Source organism: Pantoea sp. BR_17 (assembly GCF_041955125.1).
Lineage (GTDB): Bacteria > Pseudomonadota > Gammaproteobacteria > Enterobacterales > Enterobacteriaceae > Pantoea > Pantoea stewartii.
Genome location: NZ_JAVAXT010000007.1, coordinates 120,692 through 146,389, shown reverse-complemented (window position 1 = coordinate 146,389; position 25,698 = coordinate 120,692). Strand labels below are relative to the sequence as shown.

Sequence of the window (25,698 nt, the reverse complement as noted above, 5' to 3'; positions counted from 1 at the left end):
AACCCGCACTGCGTCAGGCAGGTTATTCTCTTTTGCCTCAGCAAGGAGTCAGGCAATGAGCCACTTCAGTGAATCTCTATTCGGCGTCATCGAAAACCGTATTAGCCCACTGGCGGGCCGTCTTTCCAGCCAGCGTCATGTCATCGCTATCCGGGACGGATTTATTGCCTCCATGCCGTTTCTGATCGTGGGCTCGTTTATGCTGTTGTTTGCTCATCCGCCTTTTTCGGCAGACAGCAGTTGGGCGTTCGCACAGTGGTGGCTGGGCATGGTAAAGGCGCATGAAGAACAAATCATGATGCCGTACAACATGACGATGGGCATTATGGCGCTCTATATCGCCAGTGCCATCGCCTATAACCTCGCAAACAGTTATAAGATGAATGGCTTTATGGCGGCCAGTCTGTCGCTAATGGCGTTTCTGGTGGTGGCGGCACCGCAGAGCGGCAAAACGTTGCCGGTTGGTTCGCTGGGCGGGGAGGGCATTTTTACCGCCATTCTGGTCGCGCTCTTTGCGACGGAGCTGATGCACGTTCTGCAGAAATACAACATCGGTTTCAAACTGCCCGAGCAGGTGCCGCCGAAGATCCGTCAGTCGTTCGATCTGCTCATCCCGATTATCACGATTTTTATTACGCTGTTTCCCCTGAGCCTGTGGGTACAGGCGCAGTTCGGCATGTTGCTGCCTCAGGCTATCATGGCCATTTTCTCGCCGATCATCTCTGCCTCTGATTCACTGCCTGCCGTGCTGGTGGCGGTACTGCTGTGCCATCTGCTGTGGTTTGCAGGCATTCATGGGGCGGTGATTGTCGGGGGCATATTGCAGGCTTTCTGGCTGACCAATCTCGGTCTGAATCAGCAGGCGCTGAACGCGGGAGAACCCATCAGCCACGTGTTTATTGAACCCTTCTGGCAGTTTTTTATTGTTATCGGTGGCTCCGGTTCGACGATGGGGTTGGTGTTGCTTTACTTGCGCAGTCAGTCAGCACATCTGCGATCGATTGGAAAACTGAGTGTGGTGCCCAGCATGTTCAACATCAACGAACCGGTAATTTTTGGTTCACCGGTCGTGATGAACCCCATTCTGTTTATCCCTTTTATTCTTGCCCCGTTAGTCAACGCCGTCATTGCCTGGATCGCCACCAAAACGAACCTGATTAATCACGTGATCTCACTGGCTCCGTGGACGACGCCCGCCCCCATTGGGGCCGCCTGGTCAACCGGCTGGGACTGGCGCGTCATTGTGTTGATTGCCGTGCTGGTCACTATTGCCACGCTGATCTACTACCCGTTTTTCAAAATGTACGAGCGTCAACTGCTGCAGCAAGAGCAACCCTCTGCCGCAGCGCAACCGGTTAAGGAGTAACCCATGGAAATTGATGAAAGCACGGTAATCGAACTGATTATCCAGGCAGGCGAAGCTCGCTCCTGTTCAATGGAGGCGTTGCGGGCGGCGCGGCAGCAAAACTGGGCGCAGGCGGACAGTATGCTCAGTGCCGCAACCGCGGCGGCCAAAGCAGCCCATCAAACGCAGACGCAACTCATTGGCGCTGATGAGGGCAGCGGAAAGATTCCGGTCAGTCTGATTATGGTCCATGCTCAGGACCACCTGATGAACGCAATGCTCTGTCGCGAACTGGCTGAGGAGATCATTCAACTGCGCCGGGAGTTAGCCGCACGTTAAACAGGAGGTTATATGCAACATTCGACATTGCCCGCGTTTCCCAGGGACTTTCTCTGGGGCGCGTCCACCTCAGCTTATCAGGTTGAAGGGGCCTGGAATGAAGAGGGCAAAGGGCCTTCCGTCATTGACCAGGCAACCTTCCATCAGGATCTTACCGATTTTACCGTTTGCAGCGATCACTATCATCGTTTCAGAGAGGACATCGCGCTGCTGGCGGAGATGGGATTAAAAACCTACCGCTTTTCCATTGCCTGGAGCCGTCTTTATCCCGAGGGCGATGGTGCGTTGAACCCGGCGGGCGTGGCTTTTTATCAGCAGGTGATCGATGAACTCTGTCGGTACGGCATTACGCCGCTGGTCACCCTTTATCATTTTGATTTGCCCTGGGCGTTGCAGCAGGCGGGCGGCTGGTCTTCACGGCGTACAGTGGCGGCCTTTGAGCGTTTTGCCATCACCTGCTTTGAGCACTATGGTCGTCAGGTTAAGTACTGGCTGACCATCAACGAACAGAACATGATGATCCTCAAGGGCGATGTGATTGGTACGTTGCCACCCGGCACCGCCGATCCGCAGAAAACGCTGTATCAGCAGAATCACCATATGATGCTGGCACAGGCAAAAGCGATGATCGCCTGCCATGAACGGTTGCCGGATGCCAAAATTGGCCCGGCACCCAATATCTCCTGCGTCTATGCCGCCAGTGCGCGGCCGGAAGATGTGCTGGCAGCCGACAATTTCTCTGCAATTCGCAACTGGCTCTATCTGGATCTGGCGGTCCATGGTCGCTATAACGCCGTGGTCTGGGCTTTCCTGAAACAGCGCGGCTGGTTACCGACGATCGAAGACGATGACATGGCCATCATCGCCGCAGGCAAGCCGGATTTTATCGCCTTTAATTATTATGCGTCCGCGACGGTGGGGGCCGAAGGCGAGGGTGAGCAAAGCGAAAATAAACCTCGGCCCGATCAGCAAATGGCGGGCATTGATCGGTCGGTTTATGTGGGATGTGATAATCCGCATCTGCGGCAAAATCAGTTCGGCTGGTATATCGATCCGGTGGGTTTTCGCATTACGGCGCGCCAGATTTATGCCCGCTATGCTTTGCCGCTTATCGTGACCGAAAACGGGTTGGGTGCCTTTGATCGGCTGGAGGCCGATAATAAGGTACATGATGATTACCGTATTGCGTATCTGCGTGAACACATTGCGCAACTGCAGCTGGCACTTGCCGATGGTGTGAAACTGTTTGGCTATTGTCCCTGGTCGGCAATAGATCTGGTAAGTACGCATCAGGGCATCAACAAGCGTTACGGCTTTATTTACGTCAACCGCGATGAAAAAGATTTAAAGGATCTGGCACGTTACCGTAAGAAGAGTTTTTTCTGGTACCAGAAACTGATTCGCAGTAATGGGGCAACGCTGAACGATTCAGTCGATTACTGATGGTGCGCGGCAGGGATGCCGCGCCTTACTGTTTATAAGGCCCGTCAGTGACCGAGGCCCGTTCGATCAGGTGACCGCTAAACGGCGGCAAGGCCGTGACCGCTTCCCCTTCCAGCATCGCCACCAGCTGCGCCAGCGTGTGCTGAATCATCTCTGCGACCGGCACATGTACCGTGGTGAGCGGCGGCAGAAAAAATTCCGCCATACGAATATCATCAAAGCCCAGCAGGGAGACATCCTCCGGCAGCCTTTTGCCCGCAGCGTTTAGCGCCAGCGCGGCCCCAATAGCCATATCGTCATTACTGGCCATCAGTGCACTAAATGGCATGTCCGATTCAAGCAGCGTTTTTGCCGCCGCCATGCCGCTGGCGGGCGTCCATGCACCCTGCACGATCAGCGCACGGTCCGCTAAGCCATGCTCGTCAAGCGCCTGCTGATAACCGGCCAGGCGGGCCGCAGCGGTCGGCGAGCCTGCCAGACCCGTAATGAAAGCGATGTCGTAATGGCCGCGCGTAATCAAATAGCGGGTGGCCTGAAAGGTATTCTGCTGATGGGTGGCCCAGACGCAGTGTGCCGGATGACGCTGCAGCTGACGATTCACCACCATAACGGGAATGGCGTGCTGCTCAATAATGGCATCCAGCGCCGCGGTATCCAGAAAACGGGGATAGATAATGATGGCGTCACAGCGCAGGTCGAGCAGAAACTCAATGGCGGCACGTTCATCGTCAGCGCTGGTTTTACCATCCGCCAGAATAAGCTGCCGGCCATAGTTATTCGTCAACGTAGCAGCCTGAAACAGCAATTCGCTGAAGTAAGGCCCATTGAATAAAGAATGGGTAACGATAAGCCCGATATTCTGGGATTTCTGCGTCGCCAGGCTACGCGCCAGCAGGTTAGGGCGATAACCGGTTTCCGCCACAGCCTGAAAGACCTTCTGTTGCGTACTCTTACTGACGTAGCGATTTCCCGCCAGCACGCGCGAGACGGTGGCTTTAGAGACGCCGGCCTTGCGGGCCACATCCAGCATGGTAATCATGGGCTTTCTGACCATCCTTCCCTGTTAGTAAAAGATACACGCTGATTTTACGCAGGTTAGTGATGACCCGGTAACAAAAGGTCAGCGGGATCAGGCGAAATACCAGGCAGGCAGAATCGCAATCAGATTATTCAGCGTATGCAGAAAGACCGGCAGGGCCAGCGTATTGCTGCGCAGACGGGCGTAGCAAAGCAGCATAGAAAACAGCGTCAGCGCCACCACCGTTTCCCAGTGGACATATTGCGTATGCATGAGCGCGAACAGTAACGAGGTCAGTAATACACAGGCAAAACGGCTGTTAGGTGCCCACAACAGAAATCCCTGTAATAAAAAGCCGCGAAACAACACTTCCTCAAACACAGGAGCCAGTAAGACGGCGGTCAACAGCAGGATAAGCATCGAACTGGGCCCCTGCTGAGTTTGTGCGACCAGCCAGCCTTCCGGCTGCAAATACTGCGTTTGTGCCACCATTAAAATAAACAGCGCGCCAATAAACAGTAAAGTCTGACCGGAACGCAAAAAGCCCAGAGGAATATCGGTACGACGCTGGCAATAAAAGCGATACAGCGGATAGATAACGGCAAATTCAAACAGGCAAAGCACAGGCACCAGTAAACCGTCATTACGCAGAATACCGTAATTAGGAAACAGGGTAATCAACATGGTAACGAGGTAATAAACAACAAAGCTGCCGACATAAAACAGTGTCAACGTCACTCTGTCGGAATTGGTGTTCATAGGCGACCCAGCCAGCGAAGATAAGCGCATAGTAGCAATGCCTCAAATCGCTGTCGAGAGAGCCGATCACACAATGTTAGCTGTTTATTACCTTACGTAAATGAGTCTGGGTTAATCAATTAAAAATCAGTGCCTTGCCTACGATACACTCTGTCGCCTGTCAGGTCGCCCAGCCTGTCAGGCGTGAAACCGCACCCGCGAACGGGTCGCTTATCGCACCCGAACCGCAATCAGTGTCATCACGACGGCAAAGCAGATAAAAATAACAAGTTCCATAGTAGCCTCCTAAGATAATTCTTAGTAAGGTTAGCGCCTTGTATTTGAAATTCTGAACGGTAAGTGCCTTTACACTGGTTATCTGGCAATAAGGCAGCATTTAATGCTTAATAATGTGTGAATCGCTTGATTTTAACGATTCAACCCGGTGGTGGGGCTTGTTACGCTTCAGGTCAGGGTTTAACACGATAACAGGAGAACATACGTGAATCATTACGGAAAAGTGATGGTGGCAACCGGCTTCTTACTGCTGACGGCCTGTCAGTCCACCACGCAGCCTGATACGGCAGCCGTCCCGCCCGGCAAGGAAGCGGACAGCTGCGGTGCCTCTCATTACCAAAACTTTGTCGGCAAACCGCTGTCCGCCCTTGAGCAACAGCGTTTCAGTCAGAAGGTGCGCGCTATTCCGTGGAATTCTGCCGTCACGATGGATTTTAATTTCGCCCGCCTGAACTTTCTGGCAGACAAAAGCGGTACTATCACCCAGGTCTATTGTGGTTAAGCGTTAAATAAACCGCGCATTGTCATTGAGGTGTCATGGGAACAGGGGAAGATAAGGCCGGTATTCTGCTGTCTTCAGCCTGTGGTCGTCTGGTCGCACTGAGCCAGCAGGATCGGGATTTCCTCGTCACATCAATTTGCAATGCTCGTCTTGTTTATTCCCGCTCTGGCGGGAATTTTTTTCTGGCTCAGTCTGGAAGGAGCAACGCATGTACTCTCGTCCACGCCTCTCACTGTCATTACTGTTGCTGATCAGTCCGGTCGCACTGGCTTCCAGCCCGACGGCATGGCAGGAAAACCAGCAGGTCATGCGGCAGGCCTGTATTAATGCCAGTACGCTAAGTAAGGTAAAAATCGTGGGGCAGCCCATCGACTATGATGACAGCGTGGGTTACAGCGCCTTGTTACTTGAGGGGCATTACCCACAGAAGCAAATGAAAAACCGGCGTGGGCGTGAACTCTGCCTGTTTCAACGCAGCAGCGGCCGTGCCAGTGTAAGTGAAGCCCGTCAGCTCCGTTGGGTGAAATAGCATAAAGGCGGCCTACTCACGTGGCCGCGCTTCCATCAACTGGGCCAGTAAACCCCGGTAACGCTGCAGGCGCTGCTCATCCCCTTCAAACTCCAGTTTATTAATGACGCGTGCGATTATTGCCTTATTCGTTGTCGGCTGGCCTGCTTCCATCAGTTCACGCAGGATAACAGCCAGCAGATCGGACTCCGGCAGCACGTTCCAGTCCGGGCTGTTGAAGTAATCAGTGATAGCACGACTGGCACTATTAGATTGGACGCTCATTCCCCGTCTCCGCAAACAGACCCTTTGCCCGGTGCGCAACGGCGCAGCAGGCAGAAGCTACTGAATGATGGGCTCCCGGAAAGAACGGCAAGGGTTTTATCGGGAGCGTTTCGTTGGTCAGAACAGCCAACGTCCCGCCCGTACCTGGCGGTTTTTTAAACATAGGTGGGCCAGAGAGAATTGTCAGTAACAGCCTGAAATATTTTTCAGATGTGATGAGTGAAAATCGAATAGTGCCAATATGCAATAAGGCATTTTTTCAGATTATCTTGATGAAAGACAAGCTGTTGCACTGAATCAGGTGCGTTTTTGGCGCAGCCAAAGGGCTGAGTAGCCCGTCATTATCGGGCCGGGAGGCATCCTGTTGTCCAGGTGGAAGGTTAAGGAACAGGGGGACCGACTGCCCGCAATCGCGGGGAGATTTTTCTCACGTTAACGGGAATGAAAACGGCCGTTATCGCTTGTAAGAAAAGAATCTCTGCTAAAAAAAGCCAGCCGGGAATCTTTATTTTATTTCGACTGAGTGAGTCAGCGTGTTATTTCATTGCGATAACAACGTTTCGTTTTCCGGCAAAATAAATGCAATAAAACCGTAGCGACAAAATGGCCTGAGTCGGGCGCAAAGCGGGCTGAAAAATCACTTTGTTTTTTAATCTGACGAATGCTAATTTTTATTTGTCTTACACGAAGGGGCCCCGGCATGAAAAACCTGATTGCTGAGTTGCTAATCACCCTGGCAGAAAAAGAAGAGGCGTCAAAAGAGCAGGTTGCACAGATCGAAGCGCTGGAAATCGTGGTTACCGCGATGCTGCGTTTGCTTCCACCCGAGCAGCATCACGCTATCGTCAGCAGTATTGAAACCGCCATGATGAATGCCGGTGTAGATCATAATGATAAAAATACGGTCCTGCTAAAACGTTATGTCACGCGCTTACTTAATCGTCCGCGTATCTGAAAGTGCCACCGACAATTCAGATTTGCGATCTCTGCCTTATTCCCTGATAAACGTATTCCGTATAGCGTGTAACGTGCCAGAATTAATCTGTTTTCATCAAGAGGGAGTGAATACAATGAAACGCGGTTTAATGACGCTAGTGTTAGCAGGCTTACTGGTGGGCGGCAGCGCCAGTGCGGCTGAAAAAACGCCACAACAGCAAAAAATGGCCATGTGTAATGAACATGCCACGTCACAAGCGTTGAAAGGCGATGTGCGAAAGAAATTTATGAGCGATTGCCTGAAAAAGGACAGTAAGGTCGCCGACATGTCGCCGCAGCAGGTAAAAATGAAAACCTGTAATCTGCAGGCCGGTGATAAAAAGCTGACGGGGGAAGCACGCAAAACCTTCATGAGTCAGTGTCTGAAGAAAAGTTAACGTTCGGTCGGCCATTTCGGTGGCCGCTTTAGTTTTCTCCTGCCTGCGCTGTCACATCCTCACGTATTTTTAATTTCCGCTTAAACAAACAGTTAGCAAAAAATCCTGACGTTAAAACCGGAGTCTGGCCGATCCTTTGCCACACTTACTGTTTACAGGCATTTGCGCAGAAGCCCTGTTGATCTGCGTGTTCAGCCGTGACAGTCGGAGAAGGAGCTATGTCGTGAACTATCAATTTGTGGTCGCTCTGAAGGATTTACCGCACCGCCAGCCGGTTAAAAAAAAGCTCGGGGAAACAGAGCTGCTGTTAATTCGTGATGGCGACAACGTACACGCTTACCAGGCGAAGTGTCCCCATGCCGGCGCACCCCTTGAGCAGGGTGCCATTTGTGAAAACCGGCTGATCTGTCCCTGGCATAAAGCCACTTTTGAACTGGACAGTGGCAAAATGTGTGAGCCGCTCGCGCTGGCCGATCTCAAACAGTATCCCGTGCGCATTGAAAACGAGGCGGTTCTGGTGAATCCCAAAGCCATGTCGCCTGCGACTGCGATAGGCAGTGGAGCCGCTGCGCCGGTCTTTGTCGTGCTGGGTGGTGGCGCAGCCGGGAGTGCGGCGCTATGGCGGTTACGTCACGAGGGGTTTAAAGGGCGGCTGATCCTGATTGAGCAGGAGCCTGATGCACCCTATGATCGCACGGCGTTAACCAAATTTGTCCCCTCGGGCAAAATGGACATCGATGAGGTGCCCTCACTGCTGGGTGAGGACATCATGGCGCACGTTGAACGCCTGCAAAAGCGCGTGGAGCGGATTGATAACCATCAGCACCGGATAATATTTGCTGACGGTACGACGCTGCAATTCGATAAGCTTCTGATTGCCACAGGTGGCGCGCCCGTCAAACCTGCGCTGGCCGGGCGCGATCTTGCTGGCGTTCATATCCTGCGCAGTAAACAGCACACCGCAGACTTACTGCAGGCGGTCGATGACACTCAACAGATTGTCATTATCGGCAACAGCTTTATCGGCATGGAACTGGCCTCCTCACTGCGTAATCGCGACATTGATGTCACCGTCATTGCGCGTCATCCGCTGCCGTTTGCGAAACAGTTTGGCGAAGCCGTTGGTCGCTATTTTTATCAGCTCCATCAGGCGAACGGCGTAAAGTTTATCGAAGGCGAGATCGATGCCCTGCTGGGCGAAGACCATGTTAACGCGGTACGACTAAAAACGGGCAAGCATATTGCCGCCGATGTGGTGCTGTTTGCGACCGGCGTTAAACCCGCCACACACTTTATTCATGATTTGCCGCTGCTGGAGGATGGCAGTCTGCAAACGGACGAACAACTCCGGGTGGCCGAGAATGTCTGGGTGGCAGGCGATATCGCCACGTATCCTTCTCCCCAGGGGCCGTTGCGAATCGAGCACTTTCGTGTTGCCGAACAACAGGGACAGACAGCGGCCATCAATATGCTGGGCAATATCCGTCACTTTGATCGGGTGCCGTTTTTCTGGACCGCGCACTATGGTACGCGCTATGAATATCTTGGCCATGCGGCGGGCTGGGATGACTACCAGTCGGCGGGCTCGCTGGAAGAAAAGGAATTCATGGCGTTTTATGGCAAAGAAGGGCAACTGGCGGCGATTTTCTCCTGTGGCCTTTACACTCTGACCGCCGCGCTGGTTGACAACATGCAGCAACCCATGACGGTGAAGCAGGCGCTGGCGCTTTATCATGACTACCGTTCCGCCGGCTAGTGGGGAGGCGCCTGGCAACGCGCACTGCCGTTGCCAGACGCCGCGGGTTAACTGCGGCTCAGCTTCTCTGATTTCGCCATGCACTGCTGCATCGCCTCAATCACGGCGGAGCGAAAACCTTTTTCTTCCAGAACTTTGACCGCTTCTATCGTGGTGCCGCCCGGCGAGCAGACCATATCTTTTAACTCGCCCGGGTGTTTGCCGGTCTCCAGTACCATCTGTGCCGAACCTTTTACGGCCTGTGCCGCAAACTGGTAGGCCTGCGCCCGCGGCATGCCACCTGCCACCGCAGCATCGGCCATGGCTTCAATGAACATAAACACGTAAGCCGGTGCCGAACCACTCACGCCCACCACGGAATGAATCAGGTATTCATCCACTACCGCCGCCTGGCCAAAGCTTTTAAACATTGCAACGACCTCATCGAGTTCGCTCTGTTCAACCAGCGCATTGGGCGTGACCGAGGTCATCCCTTCTCCCACCAGAGACGGGGTATTCGGCATGGCCCGAATGATTTTTCGATCGTGTCCCAGTACGGAGGCCAGATTGTCCAGGGTAACGCCTGCTGCAATGGAGACAACCAGCGTCTCTTTTTTCATGCAGGTGGCGAGATCATTCAGAACTCTGAGGATGACATTCGGTTTTACCGCACCAAACAGGACATCAACATGCTGCGCCAGCGCTTCTGCGCTCTCAGCCGCATGGATACCGTATTGTTCGGCCATTTCCTGATTAGTGCTGGCTTTACGGTCATAAATCCAGATCGCTGACGGTGCAACTTGCCCGCTGTTTATCAGGCCGCCAATGATGGCTTTGGCCATGTTGCCTCCGCCAATAAATCCGATTTTCTTTTCCTGCATCACCGTCTCCTTCGCTGTTTACACATATCAACGATGTAGCTTACTGCAGACAGGATTAATAACAAGTTAGCCCTGTGCTGAACGGCCTGCTGTCCCCCCGCTGACCGGAGGCGTTTAACCGTGCCAGGGCATGGCGCGGTGCGCTGCGCATTAAGGCGCATGGGCGGTGCAGCCAGGTCGACTAAAGCAGGTTCTGAGTTAAAGAGGGCTGTGTTTTTCACTCAACCCGATCAGCAAAACAGGTTACCATCGTCACTCTTTTGCAGAACAAGGAATAACGATGGCTATCTGGGTTGATGCTGATGCCTGTCCTAACGTGATTAAGGACGTGCTGTACCGGGCAGCGGACAGAACGCAAACCGTGGTGACCTTTGTGGCTAACCAGTCCCTGCGGGTGCCACCTTCGCCCTGGCTGCGAACACTGCAGGTGCCTGCGGGATTTGATGTGGCGGACAATGAGATTGTTAAGCGCGTAAACGTCGGCGATCTGGTGATTACGGCCGATATTCCGTTGGCCGCGGAAGTGATTGAGAAGGGCGCGGCAGCCTTGAATCCACGCGGGGAACGCTATTCACCAGCAACCATTCGCGAACGACTGACCATGCGCGATTTTATGGACACCATGCGCGCCAGCGGTGTTCAGACAGGCGGCCCCGCCGCATTAAGCCCACGGGACCGCCAGCAGTTTGCCAATGAATTAGACAGCTGGCTCCGACAACGCCAGCGCTAAATCAGACGAAGTTGTCGTCGTCGTCGAAGTCATTGCCGCCAAAATCATTCAGGTCGCCGTTGTCGGCGTAGGAATCACTCCAGCCGTTACTTTGATCCAGGAAAGACTGATTATCCGCCCCGTTCTGGTCAAGGAACGACTGATCGTTGCCACCGTTGAAGGTATTCAGACTGTCGTCCACCTGCGGCAACGGCTGCTCGTTGATGATGTTAACGATCTCCTGCGGCTGAGAATGATGGAACATGCTGGTCAGCATATCGGCCATGACCACACCACCTGCCACCCCAACGGCGGTTTGCAGGGCACCGCCCAGGAAGCCGCTGCCACGTGGCGCCGGGGCGCTGGCATAAGGTTGCTGCGGTTGCGGTGCCTGTTGCGGCGCACTGTTCCACTGCGGCTGAGCTGGCTGCGGTTGGGCGCTGCCGCCGCCAAACAGGCTGGATAAAAATCCACCGCTGCTCTTCGGCTGCTGCTGCGCCTGTTGTTGCGCCAGCTGGTTTTCCAGTTCCTTAATACGTTCATTAAGTTTTTTAAGGGCCGCTTCCTGAATCAGAATGGCCTGCGCCATGTAGTAGGGCGCGCCTGGTTGTTCCTGCAGGTGTTGTTTGATGAGTTGTTCGGCAGCAGCATCGCGCGCCGCTGTCTGGCTTTCCGCTTGTTTCAAACGGCTGAAAAGATTTTCAATCAGTTGTTGTTCTTCGCGTTGCATGATTACTCTCCCGTTGCGACTGTAAACAGTATATGGGGGCGATGAGCAGCAATGTAAATTCGTGGCGGTAAGCAAATGTTGCAGAGACAAAAATACGGTGTTCATGCACAAAATGTGCATGGTTAATTCATTGTTTATAAAAAGCTTAATGCAATGGGTTGTCTGACTGTGCGTAAAATACGCTCAATGGGTAGAGGCCGCCATCATTTCCCGCTATGATGCGCGTATTATTTAAGCCAGACCTGCAGCTGTTATGGGCTGTACGGCGGAGGAAGTGCCCAGATGTCCTTGTCCATTTTTTTGATTGGTGCGCGCGGCTGCGGAAAAACCACCATCGGTGAAGCCCTGTCTCATGCGCTGGGTTATGCCTTCCGCGATACCGATCACCACCTGCAATTCACGACCCAGCGAACCGTGGCTGAAATTGTCGCGGCGGAAGGCTGGGAAAGCTTTCGTGCGCGGGAGACCGAGTCGCTGAAAGCCGTGACGGCGCCCTCAACCATCATCGCGACCGGTGGTGGCATGGTGCTGGCAGAGGTCAACCGCCGCTATATGCGCGAACATGGTCAGGTTATCTGGTTAAGTGCGCCTTCTGAGGTGCTTGCCCGACGTCTGGAAAGCCAGCCTGAAGCTGCGCAGCGCCCGACGCTGACCGGACGGCCCATTGCAGAAGAGATGACAGAGGTCCTGCGCGCCCGTGCCCACCTGTATCGTATGGCCGCTCACCATGAAGTGGACGCGATGCAGCCGCCGGAACGCGTTGTTGAGCAAATTCTGCAGTCGTTATCGCTGGCACGCGCCAGCTAACCGTCAGATTTATCTCCTTCCCGCCGCGATTTACGCCTTTTTGACTATACTTATTCCATGACGGGCAACCGCCTGTCGTGTGGAATGTCATTCAGCCAAGAGGGACAAATGATGCCGTCAAGACCTCCTTACCCCAGAGAAGCGCGCGTTGTGACCGTGGAAAAAGGCCCCGAAGGTAAAAAAGTCACGTCCTGGCAACTGCGAGCCGATCATCCGAAGCCGGATTCACTCATCAGTGAGCACGATTCAGAGCAGGAAGCGCATGATGCGAAACAACGTTACGAAGATGTAGAAAAAGAGTAAGCCGTCGCGCTGGCAAGGATGCCGTCGATGCGCGCCCGTCTTATCCCCGCCCCTTGTCACCGCCAGCGATCACATTCGCTCATTATTTCGCGTGACAGATCAGCAAGTTCGCTTCTACACTGCCAGTCACCCTAATGTGCTGTGAGGAAGATTTATGCTCAACGTAAGTGAGTATTTTGACGGAAAAGTTAAATCCATCGGTTTTGACAGTGCGAGCACCGGTCGTGCCAGCGTTGGTGTGATGGCAGAAGGCGAATACACCTTTGGCACTGCCCAGCCGGAAGAGATGACCGTGGTCAGTGGATCAATGAAAGTGTTGCTGCCGGGGGAAACAGAGTGGAAATGGTTCGAGGCGGGATCGGTATTTAACGTGCCGGGTCACAGCGAGTTTCATCTGCAGGTAGGCGAGCCCAGCTCTTATCTTTGCCGCTATCTGAAAGACTGAAAAAAACGGCCGCATCTTTTGCGGCCGCCTGTTTTACCGCTGAGCCTCACCACCCAACGCTTCAATCAGATTACTGGTCAGGGCGGCCAGTTCGCTGGTCATCAGGATAAAGTCGGCATCGAAGCGCTGAGCAAAATCCTCCCGATCGATATCGTCGTTCTGATCACGCAGCGTATCGCTGAATTTCAGGCGCTTCACGGAACCATCATCCGACAGGACGAACTGAATCCGTTCCTGCCAGTCGAGCGCCAGTTTTGTCACCAGCTTGCCGGCCTCGATATGGTTGGCGATTTCGTCGCATACCAGGTCCTGTTTTTTACAGCGAATCACGCCGCCGTCTTCCAGAATCGCTTTCAGCTCGGCTTCATCCATCAGGGCAAAGCCTGCGGGCAGATCGCCGGAACGTACCCACTCGGTCAGCGTCAGTTCAATCGGGCTTTCCAGCGTCAGAGGTACGACCGGCAGTGAACCCAGGCTTTTACGCAGCAGGGCCAGCGTATCTTCGGCTTTTTTCGCGCTGGCGCAGTCCACCATGATCAGATTATTAACGGTATCGATCCACATAAACGTCTGGCTGAAACGGCTGAAGGCACGCGGCAATAGGCTGTGCAGCACTTCATCTTTGAGCGAATCTTTTTCGGTTTTTTTCAGCTTACGGCTCTGTTCTGCCTCAAGCTTGTCAATTTTGGCTTCCAGCGCCTGCTTCACCACCGGTGAAGGCAAAATTTTCTCTTCTTTGCGCGCGCAGATGACAATCTGACCGTTATTCACATGGGTCAGCGCGTCGCTGCGATTTCCCATCGGTGACACCCAACCGGTCTTGCTCATGTCCTGGCTGCCACAAGGCGAGAAGGTGAATGCCTCAAGCTGTTTTTCCATGTCGTCTGCGGACAACGGAATGTCACGATTCAGACGATAAACCATCATATTTTTAAACCACAACATCAGGATTCCTTACCGTGGCGCGATCGGGCGCACAAATCTCACTAAGTGTGCGCATGATAGCGAAACATCGATGCGGTTTCATTGCCTTTAAGGGCATCGCCTTTTAGTGTAAGAATCCCCTAACGAATAATGAGGAATAAACCGTGCGCATCGGCATTGATTTGGGCGGCACCAAAACAGAAGTGATTGCGTTGTCCAGCGAGGGAAGCGAGCTGTTTCGCCATCGGGTTTCCACGCCCCGAAACGACTATGCCGCTACGGTACAGGCTATTGTCGATCTGGTGCGTCTGGCGGAAGAAAAGACCGGACAGACGGGCACGGTAGGCCTCGGTATTCCCGGCACGCTTTCGCCCTACACGCAGCGGGTAAAAAACGCGAACTCAACCTGGCTTAACGGACAGCCGCTGGACAAGGATCTGGCGCACGCGCTGAATCGTGACGTCCGCATTGCCAACGACGCGAACTGTCTGGCCGTATCCGAAGCCGTTGACGGCGCGGGTGCCGGTAAGCCGCTGGTCTTTGGAGTGATTATTGGCACCGGTTCGGGGGCGGGCGTGGCGATAAACGGTGAATCCCGTATCGGTGGCAATGGTAATGCGGGCGAATGGGGCCACAATCCGCTGCCGTGGATGGACGAAGATGAACTGCGCTATCGCGCTGAAGTGCCCTGTTATTGCGGACTACAGGGCTGTATTGAAACCTTTGTCTCGGGCACCGGCTTTGCCACTGATTATCAGCGTTTGAGCGGCGTTACACGCAAAGGTGCCGAGATTGTTCACCTGCTGGCACAGCAGGATCCGGTGGCGGAACTGGCCATGAGCCGCTACGAAATGCGCCTGGCCAAATCGCTGGCCCAGGTGGTTAACCTGATCGATCCGGATGTGATTGTTCTGGGCGGCGGTATGAGCAACGTGGATCGTCTGTACCAGACCGTCCCCACACTGATGAAAAAATGGGTATTTGGCGGCGAATGTGAAACGCCGGTACTGAAAGCCGTACACGGGGATTCGAGCGGTGTTCGCGGAGCCGCCTGGCTCTGGCCTGAGTAATCCGTTGTGGACGGTGAACCGCCAGTTTTCAGGCTTGATCACCGTCAGGCTGCACCGCCGGTTCAGGACTTTCCGAAAGGGCGCATCTGCATTCACGTTCAGCCCGCGATGGCGCGTGCTGCCGCGTTATGGTTACGGGGCAAAAGCAAATACCCATTGCCGGGGCGCGCCCTGAGGCGGAAGGGGCATATCACGCGCGCTACTCACGCTCTGCCAGGCGCTCAGGCATAACGATTCATTTCCTTCTGTGCGCATGACGTTATAGCGGCCGTCCGCGCGGCGTTGTGCCGTCACCAGGCAGCGCTGGCCTGTGTAACGTTGCGCGTGATGAAAATTGCGCATCACCACGGCATTCACCTGCGCGATATAGTGGTCGACGGCCTGGCACTGAGTCTGCGTCATGTTCGGCGCGCAGTGCCTGGCATCAGCGCCGTGCGGCTGGCTGCAGCCTGCTAAAAGCAGCAGGGCAACCGCGAAAATACCGGTCCATCTCAACATGGTTAACCTCTTACTGGCCGGGGATGTCAAGGGTGCTGTAACCCAGGCCATTCATTTTGCGTACCTTAATCTGAACGGGAATGCGCTCTTTCATGGCTTCAACATGGCTGATGACGCCAATAGTTTTGCCACTGGCGTTAAGCGCATCCAGGGCATCCAGAGCGGTGTCCAGCGTTTCGGCATCCAGCGTACCAAAGCCCTCATCCAGAAATAACGACTCAATGCGGGTTTTATGGCTGACGAGGTCAGACAGTGCCAGCGCCAGCGCCAGGCTCACCAGGAAACTTTCTCCGCCGGACAGCGTGCGCGTATCGCGGGCGCTGTCGGCCTGCCAGGTATCCACCACATCCAGTTCCAGCACATCGCTGGCACGTCGCTGTAAAAGGTAGCGACCGTGCAGGCGATCTAACTGACGGTTGGCCAGGGCCACCAGGTGATCGAGCGTAAGCCCCTGGGCAAAGCGCCGGAATTTATCGCCCGTTGCCGAGCCAATAAGATCGTTAAGCAGGGTCCATTGCGCTAACGCCGTCTCATCCTGCGCAATACGCGCCAGCAGCGTTTGCTGTTGGTTTCGCAGGCTGGCATCGCTGTCTAACTGCTGCTGTACCTGGCCCTGCTGGTTTGCATTTTCACGCAGGGACAGCTGTAAGCGCGCCAGTTCTGCCGCCAGCACGTTCGGTGAATCCGGCATCAAAGCCGGTTTTTGCTGCTGATGTGCCGCCAGCCGCTGCTGCAGTTCTGCCAGGCGTGCCTGCTGGTGCAGACGGTGCTGGTCAATCTGCTGAAGCTGCTGACGCAGTTGCTGCGCCGCCTGTTCATCCAGCAATGCCGCGCGCAGGTGCGTTTCATCAGCGAATTCGGCCGCCGCCAGCGCGGCGCTGAAGCGTTGTTCTGCTTCCGTGACGCGCCCGGACAGGCTCTGCAGTTGGCTTTCCAGCAGCGTCAACTGGCCATTAAGACGGCTGACCTCTGCCTGTGACTGATGCAGTGCGTTGCGCTGCTGGGTAAGTTGCGCCTCGTGCTGATCGACGAGCGCCTGCATCTGCTGGCGCGCCTGAGCCACATCGCGATCGCCAAACAGGGCCTGACGCTGCTGCTGTTTTTCACGCGCCTGCTGCTGTAACGCGGTTAGCTGCTGCCGCTGCTGATCCAGACGTTGCTGCTCAAGCTGTAACTGCTGTTGCAGCGCGTCAGCCTGTGTTTCCGCCCGTGCAAGTTGCGGCTGCAGGTTAGCAAGCAACCGCTCACTCTCTTGCCAGCGCTGCCAGCGCTCTTGTTGGGTTGCCAGCCAGCTGTCGCGCGCCGTACGTTCAGGTAAAGATAACGCCACGTCGCTGAACTGCTGTGCCAGCGCGGCTTCAAGCTGCTGACCGTTTTCTGCGGCCTGACGCTGCTGTTGCTGTAACGCCTGAAGCGCCTGGTGCTGGCTTTCCAGTTGCTGCTGAGTCAACAGTAGCGTTTGCTTATGCTGTTGTAATGTCTGGTGCTGCCGCAGGTGGTGATCTTTGGCCGCCAGCACCGCGCGCTCGGCTTGCTCCAGTGCGTCAAGCCGGGCCGTAAGCGTCTGCTCGTGGCGATTTTGCGCCTGCTGCCACGCGATTCTTGCATCCGTATCTGTCAGCGGGAAGGTGAGCGCCAGCTCACTGCTCAGTTCCTGCCATTGTTGAGAAAGGGCATCAAGTTGTTGGGTCAGACCCGTGATTTCTTCGCGCAGAGATTGCTGTTGAGCCTGTAGCTGCTTTATTTGCTCCTTCTTTGCCGTCCCGGTTTCACTCAACGCGTCTACCTGTTTTTGCAGCTCGGCTTTACGTTGTTGGTTAGCACTAACTTCCAGAGCACGATAGGTTTCGACCGCAGGATGCTCGCAGGCGCCGCACAACGGGCAGGGCTGCCCGGCTTCAAGCCGGGCGCGGTACTGTTCCAGGTCAGCAATCTGGCTTTCGAGCTGGCAAATTTTCTCTACGTCGCTGAGCTGCTGTTTTTCCCGTCGCCAGGCTTCTCTTAACGTCAGCAGTGCGCTTTCACCCTGCTGCTGAGCCGTCTCAAGTTCATGCAGGCGTTTTTCGTACTGCGTGCGCTGCTGATGCAGGGGTTGCCACTGCGCGGCCACTATCGTCAGCGCATGGCGCGCCTCGCGCTGTTGCTGATGCTGGCTCAGTGCCTGACGTAAGGCTTCAGGTGGATGCGCGTTCTGAAGGGAAGTTAGTGCTTGCTCAGCCTGAGACAAGGACTGCTGCGCCTGCTGTGCGGCCTGATCCAGTGGCGTGAGTTGCTGTGCCAGCTGCTCAATATCCCCCTGGCGCTGATGAATGTGGCGCTGTTGCTGCTGTATCTGCTGATCCAGCTCAGCCTGTGCCGCTTCATAGCGTGTCAGTTGGGCAAAACGCTCTTTCCAGATCGGAAGGTGTTCACCCCATTGCGGCATGTCAGCTAACTGCTCACGTAGGGCATGCTGTTGGGCAATCGTCTCTTGCAGGTGGCGCACCTGGCGGGCTTCGCTGTGTAACGCGGCTTCGCGCTGAGCGCAGTGTTGTTGTTGCCGTTCGGCATCCTGCTGTAGCTGCTGAATGTGCTCGTATAAGGCAGAGAGAGACTGATCAAGCGGAATGACCTGCCCGGTCAACAGCGTTTCCTGCTGCTGCTGTTGCTGTCGGCACTGTTCGTGCGCCGTGTCCGTTTCCGCATAGCGTTGCTGCAACACATGATGCGCCTGTGTGGCCGTGTGCATCTGTTGGCTGAGCTGCTGCTGACGTTCCCGCATCGCGTTGCGTTCGGCCAGCAGACTGTCACGTTGCTGCAACGGACCGCGCAGTTTCTCCGCCGGTTCACTGCGTGCCAGACGTTGACGATCCGGCTCTGCAGCCTGACTGGCGTGCTCTGCCGCTGCGAGGGCCGCGATTGCCTGCTCTGTATCCGCAATAGCCTGCTGATGCTGTTGCTGCCACTGTTGCTGCGCCTGCGCCACGGCAAGCGCGGCAGTCAGCTGGTGTTCAGCGTCGCTGAGGGCCTTTTTTTGCTGGTGCAGTGCAGTACGGGTTGCCTCATCAAGCAGCGCCATGCCGCCTGCCCGACTGCGTAACAGTTCCAGCGCCGTTTTGGCCGCTTTGTGGCGTTCGAACACGGCCATGGACAGACGACCATAAATTTCGGTTCCGGTCAGTTCTTCCAGCAGTTCTGCCCGCTCATTGGCTTTGGCGTTAAGAAACGCCGCAAACTGGCCTTGCGACAGCATCATTGAGCGGGTAAAGCGCGCAAAATCCAGCCCGCTCAGCGTTTCCGTAAGTTTGAGCTTATCGCTCACTTTATCTGCCACAATCTGATTATCGGCGCAGCGTGCCAGCTCAACGCGGGGAGCCTGCAGTTTACCGTCAGCGGTGCCGCGCGCGCGGTTCTGGCTCCAGAATGCCCGCCAGGCTTCGCCTTTAATTTCAAACTCGACCTCCGCCAGGCACTCGGCACAGTCGCGTGTCATCAGGGGGTTATGCCCCTGAGAGATGCCGCCCAGGCGCGGCGTCTGGTGATACAGTGCCAGACAGATGGCGTCCAGCAGCGTAGTTTTACCGGCGCCCGTCGCGCCGGTAATCGCAAACAGCCCGTTGCTGGCAAACGGCTCGGTGCGAAAATCAATAAACCACTCACCTTTGAGCGCGTTAAGATTTTTGAAGCGCAGCGTCAGAATTTTCATGGCTGTTCCTCCAGATCCGCCAGCGTCTGTTTAAACCGCAGGGTGGTCTGGGCAATCTGATCCGCGTCCAGCGCGTCATCCAGCGCCAGTCGTCGGGCAAACACTTCTTCCACATTCAGTTCGCTCAGGGTTTCTTTATCCAGCTGTGCCAGACTGTGCTGGCGCTGTTCACGGCTGCGGCGCAGCAGCAAAACGTCTACGGGCAGGGAAGCTGTCAGCGCTTCTACCTGACGCTGCAAATCACTTAAATATTCCTGCGTGGTCACTTCAATATCCAGCCAGACAGGTTTGGTCCCGTCGGGCGCAGAAAACTGGCTGAGCTGCCGGGTGATTTGCGCCAGCGAGCCTTTCAGGACCTGCATTGGCTGGAACAGGGGAATGGTCAGGGGCGTGACCGTCAGGCCTGACGGGCTGAAATCCAGCAGGAACACACTTTTTTCGCTGCCCAGTTCATCGAAGCTGAGCGGAATCGGCGAACCGCTGTAGCGAATATGATCGCTGTCGGCCACGCGCTGCGCACGATGAATATGCCCCAGCGCAATATAATCCGCAGGCGGAAAGGCCGAGGCCGGAAAGGCATCCAGTGTACCAATGTAGATATCGCGCACTGAGTCGCTTTTGCTGACGCCGAGAGCAGTGAGGTGGCCGGTCGCGACGATGGGAAGCGCCAGATTCAGCGCCTGCGCGGCAGCAAAACTGCGCTGATAATGGGCGGTAATGGCCTCCAGCAGGCTGCGCTGTTTATCGCGTCCTGACTGGCCGGCCTGGCTGCGCATAATATCGCGTGGCCGCAGATAAGGAATGGCGCACAGCAGCGCGCCCGGTTCGCCCCGACGCGTCGTTAACACCAGCACATCGTCCCCGTCCTGCGGCGTGGTAATCACGCGGGTATTCAGGCAGGCGAGCAGTTCACGCGACTCGTTCAGCGTCGCCACCGAATCGTGATTTCCGGCCAGCACCACCAGCTGACAGCCGCTGGGTTGTAACGCCACCACAAAGCGGTTGAACATTTCACGTGCATAGCTGGGCGGTGTGCCGGTATCGAATAAATCACCTGCCACAATCAGCGCATCCACCTGATGCTCTTCAATTCGGGCCAGCAGCCAGTCCAGAAAGGCCTGATGCTCAGCGGCCCGGCTTTTGTTGTAAAAGAACTGCCCCAGGTGCCAGTCCGCGGTATGGATAATGCGCATAACACTCCCTGCCATAACAAATCGCCCGGCGATTATACTGGCTCCATCACTAAAGCCACAAAACATGTCGTCATGTTGTCATAAATGGTTGTTGCAGGCCGGTTTTTATGGCTAACTTTTTCATAAAAGTGTCACAAAACTGACGCATAATGGCGCCGCAAATATCAGTGAAAGCCGTCCTACCTGCAGGAGTCATAATGGCTAAGCGCATTTTAGTTGTGGAAGATGAAGCTCCAATCCGTGAGATGTTATGTTTCGTTCTGGAACAAAATGATTATCAGCCGATTGAGGCAGAAGATTATGACAGCGCCGTCAGTAAGCTGATTGAACCCTGGCCTGACCTTATCCTGCTGGACTGGATGTTACCTGGCGGCAGCGGCATTCAGTTTATCAAACACCTTAAACGTGAAGCGATGACGCGTGATATTCCGGTCATGATGCTGACCGCACGTGGCGAAGAGGAAGATCGCGTGCGTGGCCTGGAAGTCGGGGCCGACGACTACATTACCAAACCGTTTTCACCGAAAGAGCTGATGGCCCGTATCAAAGCTGTGATGCGTCGCATTTCGCCGATGGCGGTCGAAGATGTAATTGAAATGCAGGGCCTGAGCCTGGATCCCTCCTCGCACCGGGTGATGTCGGAAACCACGCCGCTGGAGATGGGGCCGACAGAGTACAAGCTGCTCCACTTCTTTATGACCCATCCTGAACGTGTTTACAGCCGTGAACAGCTACTGAATCACGTCTGGGGCACCAACGTCTATGTTGAAGATCGTACAGTTGACGTGCATATTCGCCGTCTGCGCAAAGCGCTGGAACTGACCGGTCACGATCGCATGGTACAAACCGTCCGCGGAACAGGTTATCGTTTCTCTGCCCGCTTTTAAACGGAGCTTTAACCGTGCTGGAACGCCTCTCCTGGAAGCGATTATTGTCCGAACTGGTGCTGGCGTGTTTGCCTGCGCTGGTACTCGGCCTGTTGTTCGGCTATCTGCCGTGGCTGTTGTTACTCAGCGTAGTCGGTATTTTACTGTGGCATTTTTATAACCTGATGCGGCTGTCGCACTGGCTGTGGCTGGATCGCACGATGACCCCGCCTTCCGGTCAGGCAAGCTGGGAACCGCTGTTTTACGGTCTGTATCAAATGCAGCTGCGCAACCGACGTCGGCGGCGTGAGCTGGGTCATCTGATCAAACGGTTTCGCAGTGGTGCAGAGTCGCTGCCGGATGCCGTTATCCTGACAACGGAAGAGGGCACCATCTTCTGGTGCAATGGCCTGGCACAGCAGCACCTCGGGCTGCGCTGGCCCGAAGATAACGGGCAAAATATCCTTAATCTGCTGCGCTATCCTGAATTTTCACGTTATCTGCGCCAGCGCGATTTCGACAAACCGCTGACGCTGGTGCTGAATAACCAGCATCACATGGAATTTCGTGTTATGCCCTACAGCGAAGGCCAGTGGTTGATGGTGGCCCGCGACGTGACGCAAATGCACCAGCTGGAAGGTGCACGACGCAACTTCTTCGCCAACGTCAGTCACGAACTTCGCACGCCGCTGACGGTGCTTCAGGGTTATCTGGAGATGATGAATGACTCAGTCATGAATCAACGTTCGCGTGACAAAGCGTTGCACACCATGTCAGAACAAACCCGCCGAATGGACAGCCTGGTGAAGCAGCTTCTGACGCTGTCGCGTATTGAGGCGGCCCCGGTCATCAATATGAAAGAAAAAGTCGATGTGCCGGTCATGTTGAAACTGCTGCAACATGAAGCGGAAACGCTGAGCGGCGGGCGACATCAAATCCATTTTCACACCGATCCGCATCTGAAAGTGTTTGGCAATGACGAGCAATTGCGCAGTGCCATCTCCAACCTGGTCTACAACGCGGTCAACCATACGCCAGACGGCACACGAATTGATATCAGTTGGTTACGCAGCAAGCAGGGCGCGGTATTTAAGGTCTGCGATAACGGTCCCGGTATTCCCGCTGAGCATATTCCGCGCCTGACCGAACGCTTTTATCGTGTAGACAAAGCGCGTTCACGTGCGACCGGCGGCAGCGGGCTGGGGCTGGCTATCGTCAAACATGCGTTGAGTCACCATAATGCCCGGCTGGAGATCACCAGCATCCCGCATCAGGAAACCTGTTTTACATTTACCCTGGCGCCAAGGTTGATTGTCAGTAACGGGATGCAGGAGAATGCCGTTCATCAATCGTGAACGGACCGGAACGATGCGCGCTTTTCTTTTGGTGTTCTTTTCGCTGTTGCCAGCCCTCGGGCAGGCGCAGCCCGTCATGCTGTCCGGAAATCTCAGTAGCGCCGGCTCCGACACGCTCGGCTACCTGATGACGTTATGGGGAGATGACTTTAGCCGTCAGGCGCCTGGCGTGAACGTTCAGGTTCAGGCTTCGGGGTCGTCTACCGCGCCCACTGCGTTGACCGCCGGGGCCGTTCAACTGGGCGCGATGAGTCGTCCGATGCAGGCTGATGAGCGCCAGGCCTTTGAGGCGCGCTATGGCTATCCGCCGCTGGCCGTGCCGGTGGCAATGGATGCGCTGGTCGTGGTGGTCAATCAACGTAACCCCCTGCGTGAAATCGATCCGCGTCAGCTCGATGCGGTTTTTTCCATCACCCGGCTTTGCGGCGCGCATCAGGTTCCACAACGCTGGGGTGACCTGGGACTGCGCCAGACAGAATGGCAGCAGCGTCCCATCCAGCGCTATGGCCGTAACTCCGCCTCGGGAACATGGGGCTTTTTCAAACAGCAGGCGCTGTGTCAGGGCGATTTCCGCAATGACGTGGCCGAGTTTCCCGGCTCTGCCGCCGTGGTACAGGCCGTAGCCGGTAATCCCCGCAGCATCGGCTATGCCAGTTTTGGTTTCCATCTGAGCGGCGTCAGGTTGCTGCCCGTGGTGACCAAAAACGGCGACGCGGTGGCACCGGATCCAGAGACTATCCGTACCGGCCGCTATCCATGGTCGCGTCCGCTTTATCTCTATGTGAATAAAGCGCCTGGTAAACCTTTACCGCCACTGGTCGATGCCTTTTTACGACAGGTGCTTTCCAGTCAGGGGCAACAGCGCGTCAGCGAGGCCGGGTATTTGCCGCTCTCTGCGGCGCAGATTGCTCAGGCTCGCGCTTCGCTCGAATAACGCCCACCTGCCCGTCAACAGACGCCGGTAGCGTCACCGTGAAACAGCCTGCCTCCGGACCCGTAAGCCCCATCAGGCTGTCTGTGCTGCGGCCGCTGACAGAAAAGCCGACGGCGACGATGCAACATGAATTTTTTTCAGGCGACGTGAATTTTATTCGTTTGCCGCTGAGAGAACAGCATGTCACTCTGCATTTAGACGTTTAGCCATCCAGAAGGCTAAAATAACATTATGTAACTATTCCCGGCCGAAATTATCTGGCCGTGACAAGGAGTGATCATGCAAAGACAAACCGCCCCGTTTCGTGCCGACACCGTTGGCAGCTTTCTTCGTCCTGCCGCGATCAAACAGGCTCGCGAGAAATACCAGGCGGGGGAAATCAGCGCTGACGAGTTGCGTGAGGTTGAAAACGAAGCCATCCGTGATGTGGTGGCAAAACAGCGTGAAAACGGCCTCAAAGTGGTCACGGATGGGGAATTCCGTCGCGGCTGGTGGCATTTTGACTTTTTCTACGGCCTGAAAGGCGTGGAACATTTTGAAGCCGATCAGGGCATTCAGTTCAACGGCGTACAGACCAAAGCGCACGGTGTCAAAGTGACCGGCAAACTGGGGTTTGACGGGCATCCGATGCTGGATCATTTCCGCTTTTTGCAAGGCATCGCAGGGGATGCCGTGGCGAAAATGACGATTCCCAGTCCCAGCGTGCTGCATTTCCGTGGCGGACGTAAAGTGATCGACGCGGAGGTGTATCCCGATCTTGATGTGTACTTTGACGATCTGGCACAGACTTACAAAGACGCAATCGCCGCCTTTTATGCGGCAGGCTGTCGCTATCTGCAACTGGATGATACGGTGTGGGCGTACCTGTGCTCGGACGATCAAAAGCGTGAGATCCGCGAGCGCGGTGACGATCCCGAGCAGTTGGCCCGAACCTACGCCCGCGTGCTGAATAAAGCGCTGGAGGATAAACCGGCCGATCTGACCGTCGGTCTGCATGTCTGCCGCGGCAATTTCCGTTCGACCTGGATTTCAGAAGGCGGCTATGAACCTGTGGCCGAAATCCTGTTTGGCACTGTTAATGTTGATGCGTTTTTCCTGGAATATGATAACCACCGTTCCGGCGGTTTCGAACCGCTGCGTTTTATCCGGCCGGGTCATCAGCAGGCGGTGCTTGGTTTAATTACCACCAAAGTCGGCGAACTCGAAGACGTGGATCAGGTAAAAGCACGTTTACAGGAGGCGACGCAGTATCTCAGTCTTGACCAGATCTGCCTTAGTCCACAGTGTGGCTTTGCCTCAACGGAAGAGGGGAACAGCCTGACCGAAGCGGAACAGTGGCAGAAGATTCGTCTGGTTGTGGATGTGGCGAATCAGGTCTGGTAAGCGTCAAAAGTGCGCAGTGTGGCGCAATGTATGCGCCACTTGTGCATAAAAAGACGTCAGTATGCTGGTATTTCCCATGGCCTGTTTATTATTAAGGCACATCATCTGATGTGCTTGCTGCTAATATTGATGTGATCCACTAATTTTGACTTAAATCACGAAATAAGCCTCTGGTTTTCCGATCTCGTATTGCCTTTCTTCGCTATAAACGTTTTACTTACGGCCGTTGTCGATTTATCCCTCTGTGAACAGAAAAAAAGCAGCTCAAATCACCTGCGCTAAACCGGACGCTGCGCATAATGCGCTGCTGTCGTCTGATCAGCCGTTGTCAT

At 55.1% G+C, this 25,698-nt stretch carries 26 protein-coding genes; 17 read left to right on the top strand and 9 right to left on the bottom strand.

The annotated features are described in order from the left end of the window. Window positions 1-55: 55 nt before the first annotated feature. From RAC60_RS12825 to RAC60_RS12815, 3 genes are read left to right on the top strand one after another with little or no spacing between them, the layout of a single operon-like run. Window positions 56-1,366, top strand: a complete 1,311-nt coding sequence (locus RAC60_RS12825) for a PTS sugar transporter subunit IIC (RefSeq protein WP_033738601.1) — start codon at window positions 56-58, stop codon at window positions 1,364-1,366. A 3-nt stretch (window positions 1,367-1,369) separates the two neighbouring features. Continuing rightward, on the top strand, window positions 1,370-1,684 hold the full coding sequence (locus tag RAC60_RS12820; protein WP_006118134.1) for a PTS lactose/cellobiose transporter subunit IIA: 315 nt from the start codon (window positions 1,370-1,372) through the stop codon (window positions 1,682-1,684). 12 nt (window positions 1,685-1,696) lie between these two features. After that, window positions 1,697-3,127, top strand: coding sequence for a glycoside hydrolase family 1 protein (locus RAC60_RS12815; protein ID WP_033738603.1), 1,431 nt, complete (start codon window positions 1,697-1,699; stop codon window positions 3,125-3,127). A gap of 25 nt (window positions 3,128-3,152) precedes the next feature. Here RAC60_RS12815 and RAC60_RS12810 read toward each other — a convergent pair whose 3' ends face one another. Then, window positions 3,153-4,166, bottom strand: a complete 1,014-nt coding sequence (locus RAC60_RS12810; RefSeq protein WP_033738604.1) for a LacI family DNA-binding transcriptional regulator — start codon at window positions 4,164-4,166, stop codon at window positions 3,153-3,155. Between the two features lie 90 nt (window positions 4,167-4,256). Next, on the bottom strand, window positions 4,257-4,904 hold the full coding sequence (locus RAC60_RS12805) for a CPBP family intramembrane glutamic endopeptidase (RefSeq protein ID WP_033738779.1): 648 nt from the start codon (window positions 4,902-4,904) through the stop codon (window positions 4,257-4,259). A gap of 481 nt (window positions 4,905-5,385) precedes the next feature. Between RAC60_RS12805 and RAC60_RS12800 the strand changes: the two genes are divergently transcribed. Next, window positions 5,386-5,682 carry an I78 family peptidase inhibitor gene (locus tag RAC60_RS12800; protein ID WP_058701165.1) on the top strand — a complete coding sequence of 99 codons (297 nt, stop codon included), beginning with the start codon at window positions 5,386-5,388 and terminating at the stop codon, window positions 5,680-5,682. A 208-nt stretch (window positions 5,683-5,890) separates the two neighbouring features. Further along, window positions 5,891-6,211 (top strand): hypothetical protein, encoded by a 321-nt coding sequence (locus RAC60_RS12795; protein ID WP_006118139.1) that lies wholly within the window; start codon window positions 5,891-5,893, stop codon window positions 6,209-6,211. A gap of 12 nt (window positions 6,212-6,223) precedes the next feature. On the opposite strand, the gene RAC60_RS12790 is transcribed toward RAC60_RS12795, so the two are convergent. Next, window positions 6,224-6,475, bottom strand: a complete 252-nt coding sequence (locus RAC60_RS12790; RefSeq protein WP_006118140.1) for a biofilm development regulator YmgB/AriR family protein — start codon at window positions 6,473-6,475, stop codon at window positions 6,224-6,226. Window positions 6,476-7,175: 700 nt separating this feature from the next. Here RAC60_RS12790 and iraP point away from each other — a divergent pair. From iraP to RAC60_RS12775, 3 genes are all read left to right on the top strand, one after another. Next, window positions 7,176-7,430, top strand: a complete 255-nt coding sequence (gene iraP, locus RAC60_RS12785; protein WP_054634421.1) for an anti-adapter protein IraP — start codon at window positions 7,176-7,178, stop codon at window positions 7,428-7,430. A 115-nt stretch (window positions 7,431-7,545) separates the two neighbouring features. Further along, window positions 7,546-7,848, top strand: coding sequence for a PsiF family protein (locus RAC60_RS12780; protein WP_006117589.1), 303 nt, complete (start codon window positions 7,546-7,548; stop codon window positions 7,846-7,848). A gap of 223 nt (window positions 7,849-8,071) precedes the next feature. Next, complete coding sequence (locus RAC60_RS12775) at window positions 8,072-9,604, top strand: FAD-dependent oxidoreductase (protein ID WP_324028953.1); 1,533 nt, start codon at window positions 8,072-8,074, stop codon at window positions 9,602-9,604. Between the two features lie 47 nt (window positions 9,605-9,651). Here RAC60_RS12775 and proC read toward each other — a convergent pair whose 3' ends face one another. After that, window positions 9,652-10,464 (bottom strand): pyrroline-5-carboxylate reductase, encoded by an 813-nt coding sequence (gene proC, locus RAC60_RS12770; protein WP_033738612.1) that lies wholly within the window; start codon window positions 10,462-10,464, stop codon window positions 9,652-9,654. 280 nt (window positions 10,465-10,744) lie between these two features. Between proC and RAC60_RS12765 the strand changes: the two genes are divergently transcribed. Then, window positions 10,745-11,194 (top strand): YaiI/YqxD family protein, encoded by a 450-nt coding sequence (locus tag RAC60_RS12765; protein WP_006117586.1) that lies wholly within the window; start codon window positions 10,745-10,747, stop codon window positions 11,192-11,194. 1 nt (window position 11,195) lies between these two features. Here RAC60_RS12765 and RAC60_RS12760 read toward each other — a convergent pair whose 3' ends face one another. Beyond that, on the bottom strand, window positions 11,196-11,903 hold the full coding sequence (locus tag RAC60_RS12760; RefSeq protein WP_006117585.1) for a DUF2076 domain-containing protein: 708 nt from the start codon (window positions 11,901-11,903) through the stop codon (window positions 11,196-11,198). Between the two features lie 282 nt (window positions 11,904-12,185). On the opposite strand from RAC60_RS12760, the gene aroL reads away from it, so the two are divergent. From aroL to ppnP, 3 genes are all read left to right on the top strand, one after another. After that, the gene (gene aroL, locus RAC60_RS12755) at window positions 12,186-12,710 is read left to right on the top strand and encodes a shikimate kinase AroL (RefSeq protein WP_006117584.1); all 525 of its coding nucleotides are present in this window, start codon (window positions 12,186-12,188) and stop codon (window positions 12,708-12,710) included. A gap of 111 nt (window positions 12,711-12,821) precedes the next feature. Then, window positions 12,822-13,013: a YaiA family protein gene (locus tag RAC60_RS12750; RefSeq protein WP_006117583.1), complete on the top strand. Its 192-nt coding sequence runs from the start codon at window positions 12,822-12,824 to the stop codon at window positions 13,011-13,013. 154 nt (window positions 13,014-13,167) lie between these two features. Beyond that, complete coding sequence (gene ppnP, locus RAC60_RS12745; protein WP_006117582.1) at window positions 13,168-13,458, top strand: pyrimidine/purine nucleoside phosphorylase; 291 nt, start codon at window positions 13,168-13,170, stop codon at window positions 13,456-13,458. A 33-nt stretch (window positions 13,459-13,491) separates the two neighbouring features. On the opposite strand, the gene rdgC is transcribed toward ppnP, so the two are convergent. Beyond that, window positions 13,492-14,403, bottom strand: coding sequence for a recombination-associated protein RdgC (gene rdgC, locus RAC60_RS12740; protein WP_033738615.1), 912 nt, complete (start codon window positions 14,401-14,403; stop codon window positions 13,492-13,494). 143 nt (window positions 14,404-14,546) lie between these two features. Between rdgC and mak the strand changes: the two genes are divergently transcribed. Continuing rightward, window positions 14,547-15,452 (top strand): fructokinase, encoded by a 906-nt coding sequence (gene mak, locus RAC60_RS12735; protein WP_006117580.1) that lies wholly within the window; start codon window positions 14,547-14,549, stop codon window positions 15,450-15,452. 132 nt (window positions 15,453-15,584) lie between these two features. On the opposite strand, the gene RAC60_RS12730 is transcribed toward mak, so the two are convergent. From RAC60_RS12730 to sbcD, 3 genes are read right to left on the bottom strand one after another with little or no spacing between them, the layout of a single operon-like run. Further along, entirely contained in the window at window positions 15,585-15,950 is a 366-nt protein-coding gene (locus RAC60_RS12730; protein WP_277281403.1) for a cell envelope integrity protein TolA, read from the bottom strand. Window positions 15,951-15,960: 10 nt separating this feature from the next. After that, window positions 15,961-19,635, bottom strand: coding sequence for an AAA family ATPase (locus RAC60_RS12725; RefSeq protein ID WP_375093882.1), 3,675 nt, complete (start codon window positions 19,633-19,635; stop codon window positions 15,961-15,963). After that, window positions 19,632-20,828 (bottom strand): exonuclease subunit SbcD, encoded by a 1,197-nt coding sequence (gene sbcD, locus RAC60_RS12720; RefSeq protein WP_039338511.1) that lies wholly within the window; start codon window positions 20,826-20,828, stop codon window positions 19,632-19,634. The genes RAC60_RS12725 and sbcD overlap by 4 nt, the downstream gene beginning before the upstream one ends. A 197-nt stretch (window positions 20,829-21,025) precedes the next feature. Here sbcD and phoB point away from each other — a divergent pair, with 197 nt between their 5' ends. The 4 genes from phoB to RAC60_RS12700 all read left to right on the top strand — a co-directional run bounded on the left by phoB (window position 21,026) and on the right by RAC60_RS12700 (window position 25,366). Beyond that, window positions 21,026-21,715: a phosphate response regulator transcription factor PhoB gene (gene phoB / locus RAC60_RS12715; protein WP_014606457.1), complete on the top strand. Its 690-nt coding sequence runs from the start codon at window positions 21,026-21,028 to the stop codon at window positions 21,713-21,715. 14 nt (window positions 21,716-21,729) lie between these two features. Further along, complete coding sequence (phoR, locus tag RAC60_RS12710; RefSeq protein ID WP_033738623.1) at window positions 21,730-23,049, top strand: phosphate regulon sensor histidine kinase PhoR; 1,320 nt, start codon at window positions 21,730-21,732, stop codon at window positions 23,047-23,049. Between the two features lie 13 nt (window positions 23,050-23,062). Further along, window positions 23,063-23,983, top strand: a complete 921-nt coding sequence (locus tag RAC60_RS12705) for a PstS family phosphate ABC transporter substrate-binding protein (RefSeq protein ID WP_058701179.1) — start codon at window positions 23,063-23,065, stop codon at window positions 23,981-23,983. Between the two features lie 279 nt (window positions 23,984-24,262). Then, window positions 24,263-25,366 carry a cobalamin-independent methionine synthase II family protein gene (locus RAC60_RS12700; RefSeq protein WP_039338488.1) on the top strand — a complete coding sequence of 368 codons (1,104 nt, stop codon included), beginning with the start codon at window positions 24,263-24,265 and terminating at the stop codon, window positions 25,364-25,366. Window positions 25,367-25,698 lie beyond the last annotated feature (332 nt).

What these genes read in the sequence shown, in the direction of transcription:
- RAC60_RS12825 (WP_033738601.1), top strand. Translation starts at nt 56, where the DNA reads ATGAGCCACTTCAGTGAATCTCTATTCGGCGTCATCGAAAACCGTATT.
- RAC60_RS12820 (WP_006118134.1), top strand. Translation starts at nt 1,370, where the DNA reads ATGGAAATTGATGAAAGCACGGTAATCGAACTGATTATCCAGGCAGGC.
- RAC60_RS12815 (WP_033738603.1), top strand. Translation starts at nt 1,697, where the DNA reads ATGCAACATTCGACATTGCCCGCGTTTCCCAGGGACTTTCTCTGGGGC.
- RAC60_RS12810 (WP_033738604.1), bottom strand. Translation starts at nt 4,166, where the DNA reads ATGATTACCATGCTGGATGTGGCCCGCAAGGCCGGCGTCTCTAAAGCC.
- RAC60_RS12805 (WP_033738779.1), bottom strand. Translation starts at nt 4,904, where the DNA reads ATGAACACCAATTCCGACAGAGTGACGTTGACACTGTTTTATGTCGGC.
- RAC60_RS12795 (WP_006118139.1), top strand. Translation starts at nt 5,891, where the DNA reads ATGTACTCTCGTCCACGCCTCTCACTGTCATTACTGTTGCTGATCAGT.
- RAC60_RS12790 (WP_006118140.1), bottom strand. Translation starts at nt 6,475, where the DNA reads ATGAGCGTCCAATCTAATAGTGCCAGTCGTGCTATCACTGATTACTTC.
- iraP (WP_054634421.1), top strand. Translation starts at nt 7,176, where the DNA reads ATGAAAAACCTGATTGCTGAGTTGCTAATCACCCTGGCAGAAAAAGAA.
- RAC60_RS12780 (WP_006117589.1), top strand. Translation starts at nt 7,546, where the DNA reads ATGAAACGCGGTTTAATGACGCTAGTGTTAGCAGGCTTACTGGTGGGC.
- proC (WP_033738612.1), bottom strand. Translation starts at nt 10,464, where the DNA reads ATGCAGGAAAAGAAAATCGGATTTATTGGCGGAGGCAACATGGCCAAA.
- RAC60_RS12765 (WP_006117586.1), top strand. Translation starts at nt 10,745, where the DNA reads ATGGCTATCTGGGTTGATGCTGATGCCTGTCCTAACGTGATTAAGGAC.
- RAC60_RS12760 (WP_006117585.1), bottom strand. Translation starts at nt 11,903, where the DNA reads ATGCAACGCGAAGAACAACAACTGATTGAAAATCTTTTCAGCCGTTTG.
- aroL (WP_006117584.1), top strand. Translation starts at nt 12,186, where the DNA reads ATGTCCTTGTCCATTTTTTTGATTGGTGCGCGCGGCTGCGGAAAAACC.
- RAC60_RS12750 (WP_006117583.1), top strand. Translation starts at nt 12,822, where the DNA reads ATGCCGTCAAGACCTCCTTACCCCAGAGAAGCGCGCGTTGTGACCGTG.
- ppnP (WP_006117582.1), top strand. Translation starts at nt 13,168, where the DNA reads ATGCTCAACGTAAGTGAGTATTTTGACGGAAAAGTTAAATCCATCGGT.
- rdgC (WP_033738615.1), bottom strand. Translation starts at nt 14,403, where the DNA reads ATGTTGTGGTTTAAAAATATGATGGTTTATCGTCTGAATCGTGACATT.
- RAC60_RS12730 (WP_277281403.1), bottom strand. Translation starts at nt 15,950, where the DNA reads ATGTTGAGATGGACCGGTATTTTCGCGGTTGCCCTGCTGCTTTTAGCA.
- RAC60_RS12725 (WP_375093882.1), bottom strand. Translation starts at nt 19,635, where the DNA reads ATGAAAATTCTGACGCTGCGCTTCAAAAATCTTAACGCGCTCAAAGGT.
- sbcD (WP_039338511.1), bottom strand. Translation starts at nt 20,828, where the DNA reads ATGCGCATTATCCATACCGCGGACTGGCACCTGGGGCAGTTCTTTTAC.
- phoB (WP_014606457.1), top strand. Translation starts at nt 21,026, where the DNA reads ATGGCTAAGCGCATTTTAGTTGTGGAAGATGAAGCTCCAATCCGTGAG.
- RAC60_RS12705 (WP_058701179.1), top strand. Translation starts at nt 23,063, where the DNA reads ATGCGCGCTTTTCTTTTGGTGTTCTTTTCGCTGTTGCCAGCCCTCGGG.
- RAC60_RS12700 (WP_039338488.1), top strand. Translation starts at nt 24,263, where the DNA reads ATGCAAAGACAAACCGCCCCGTTTCGTGCCGACACCGTTGGCAGCTTT.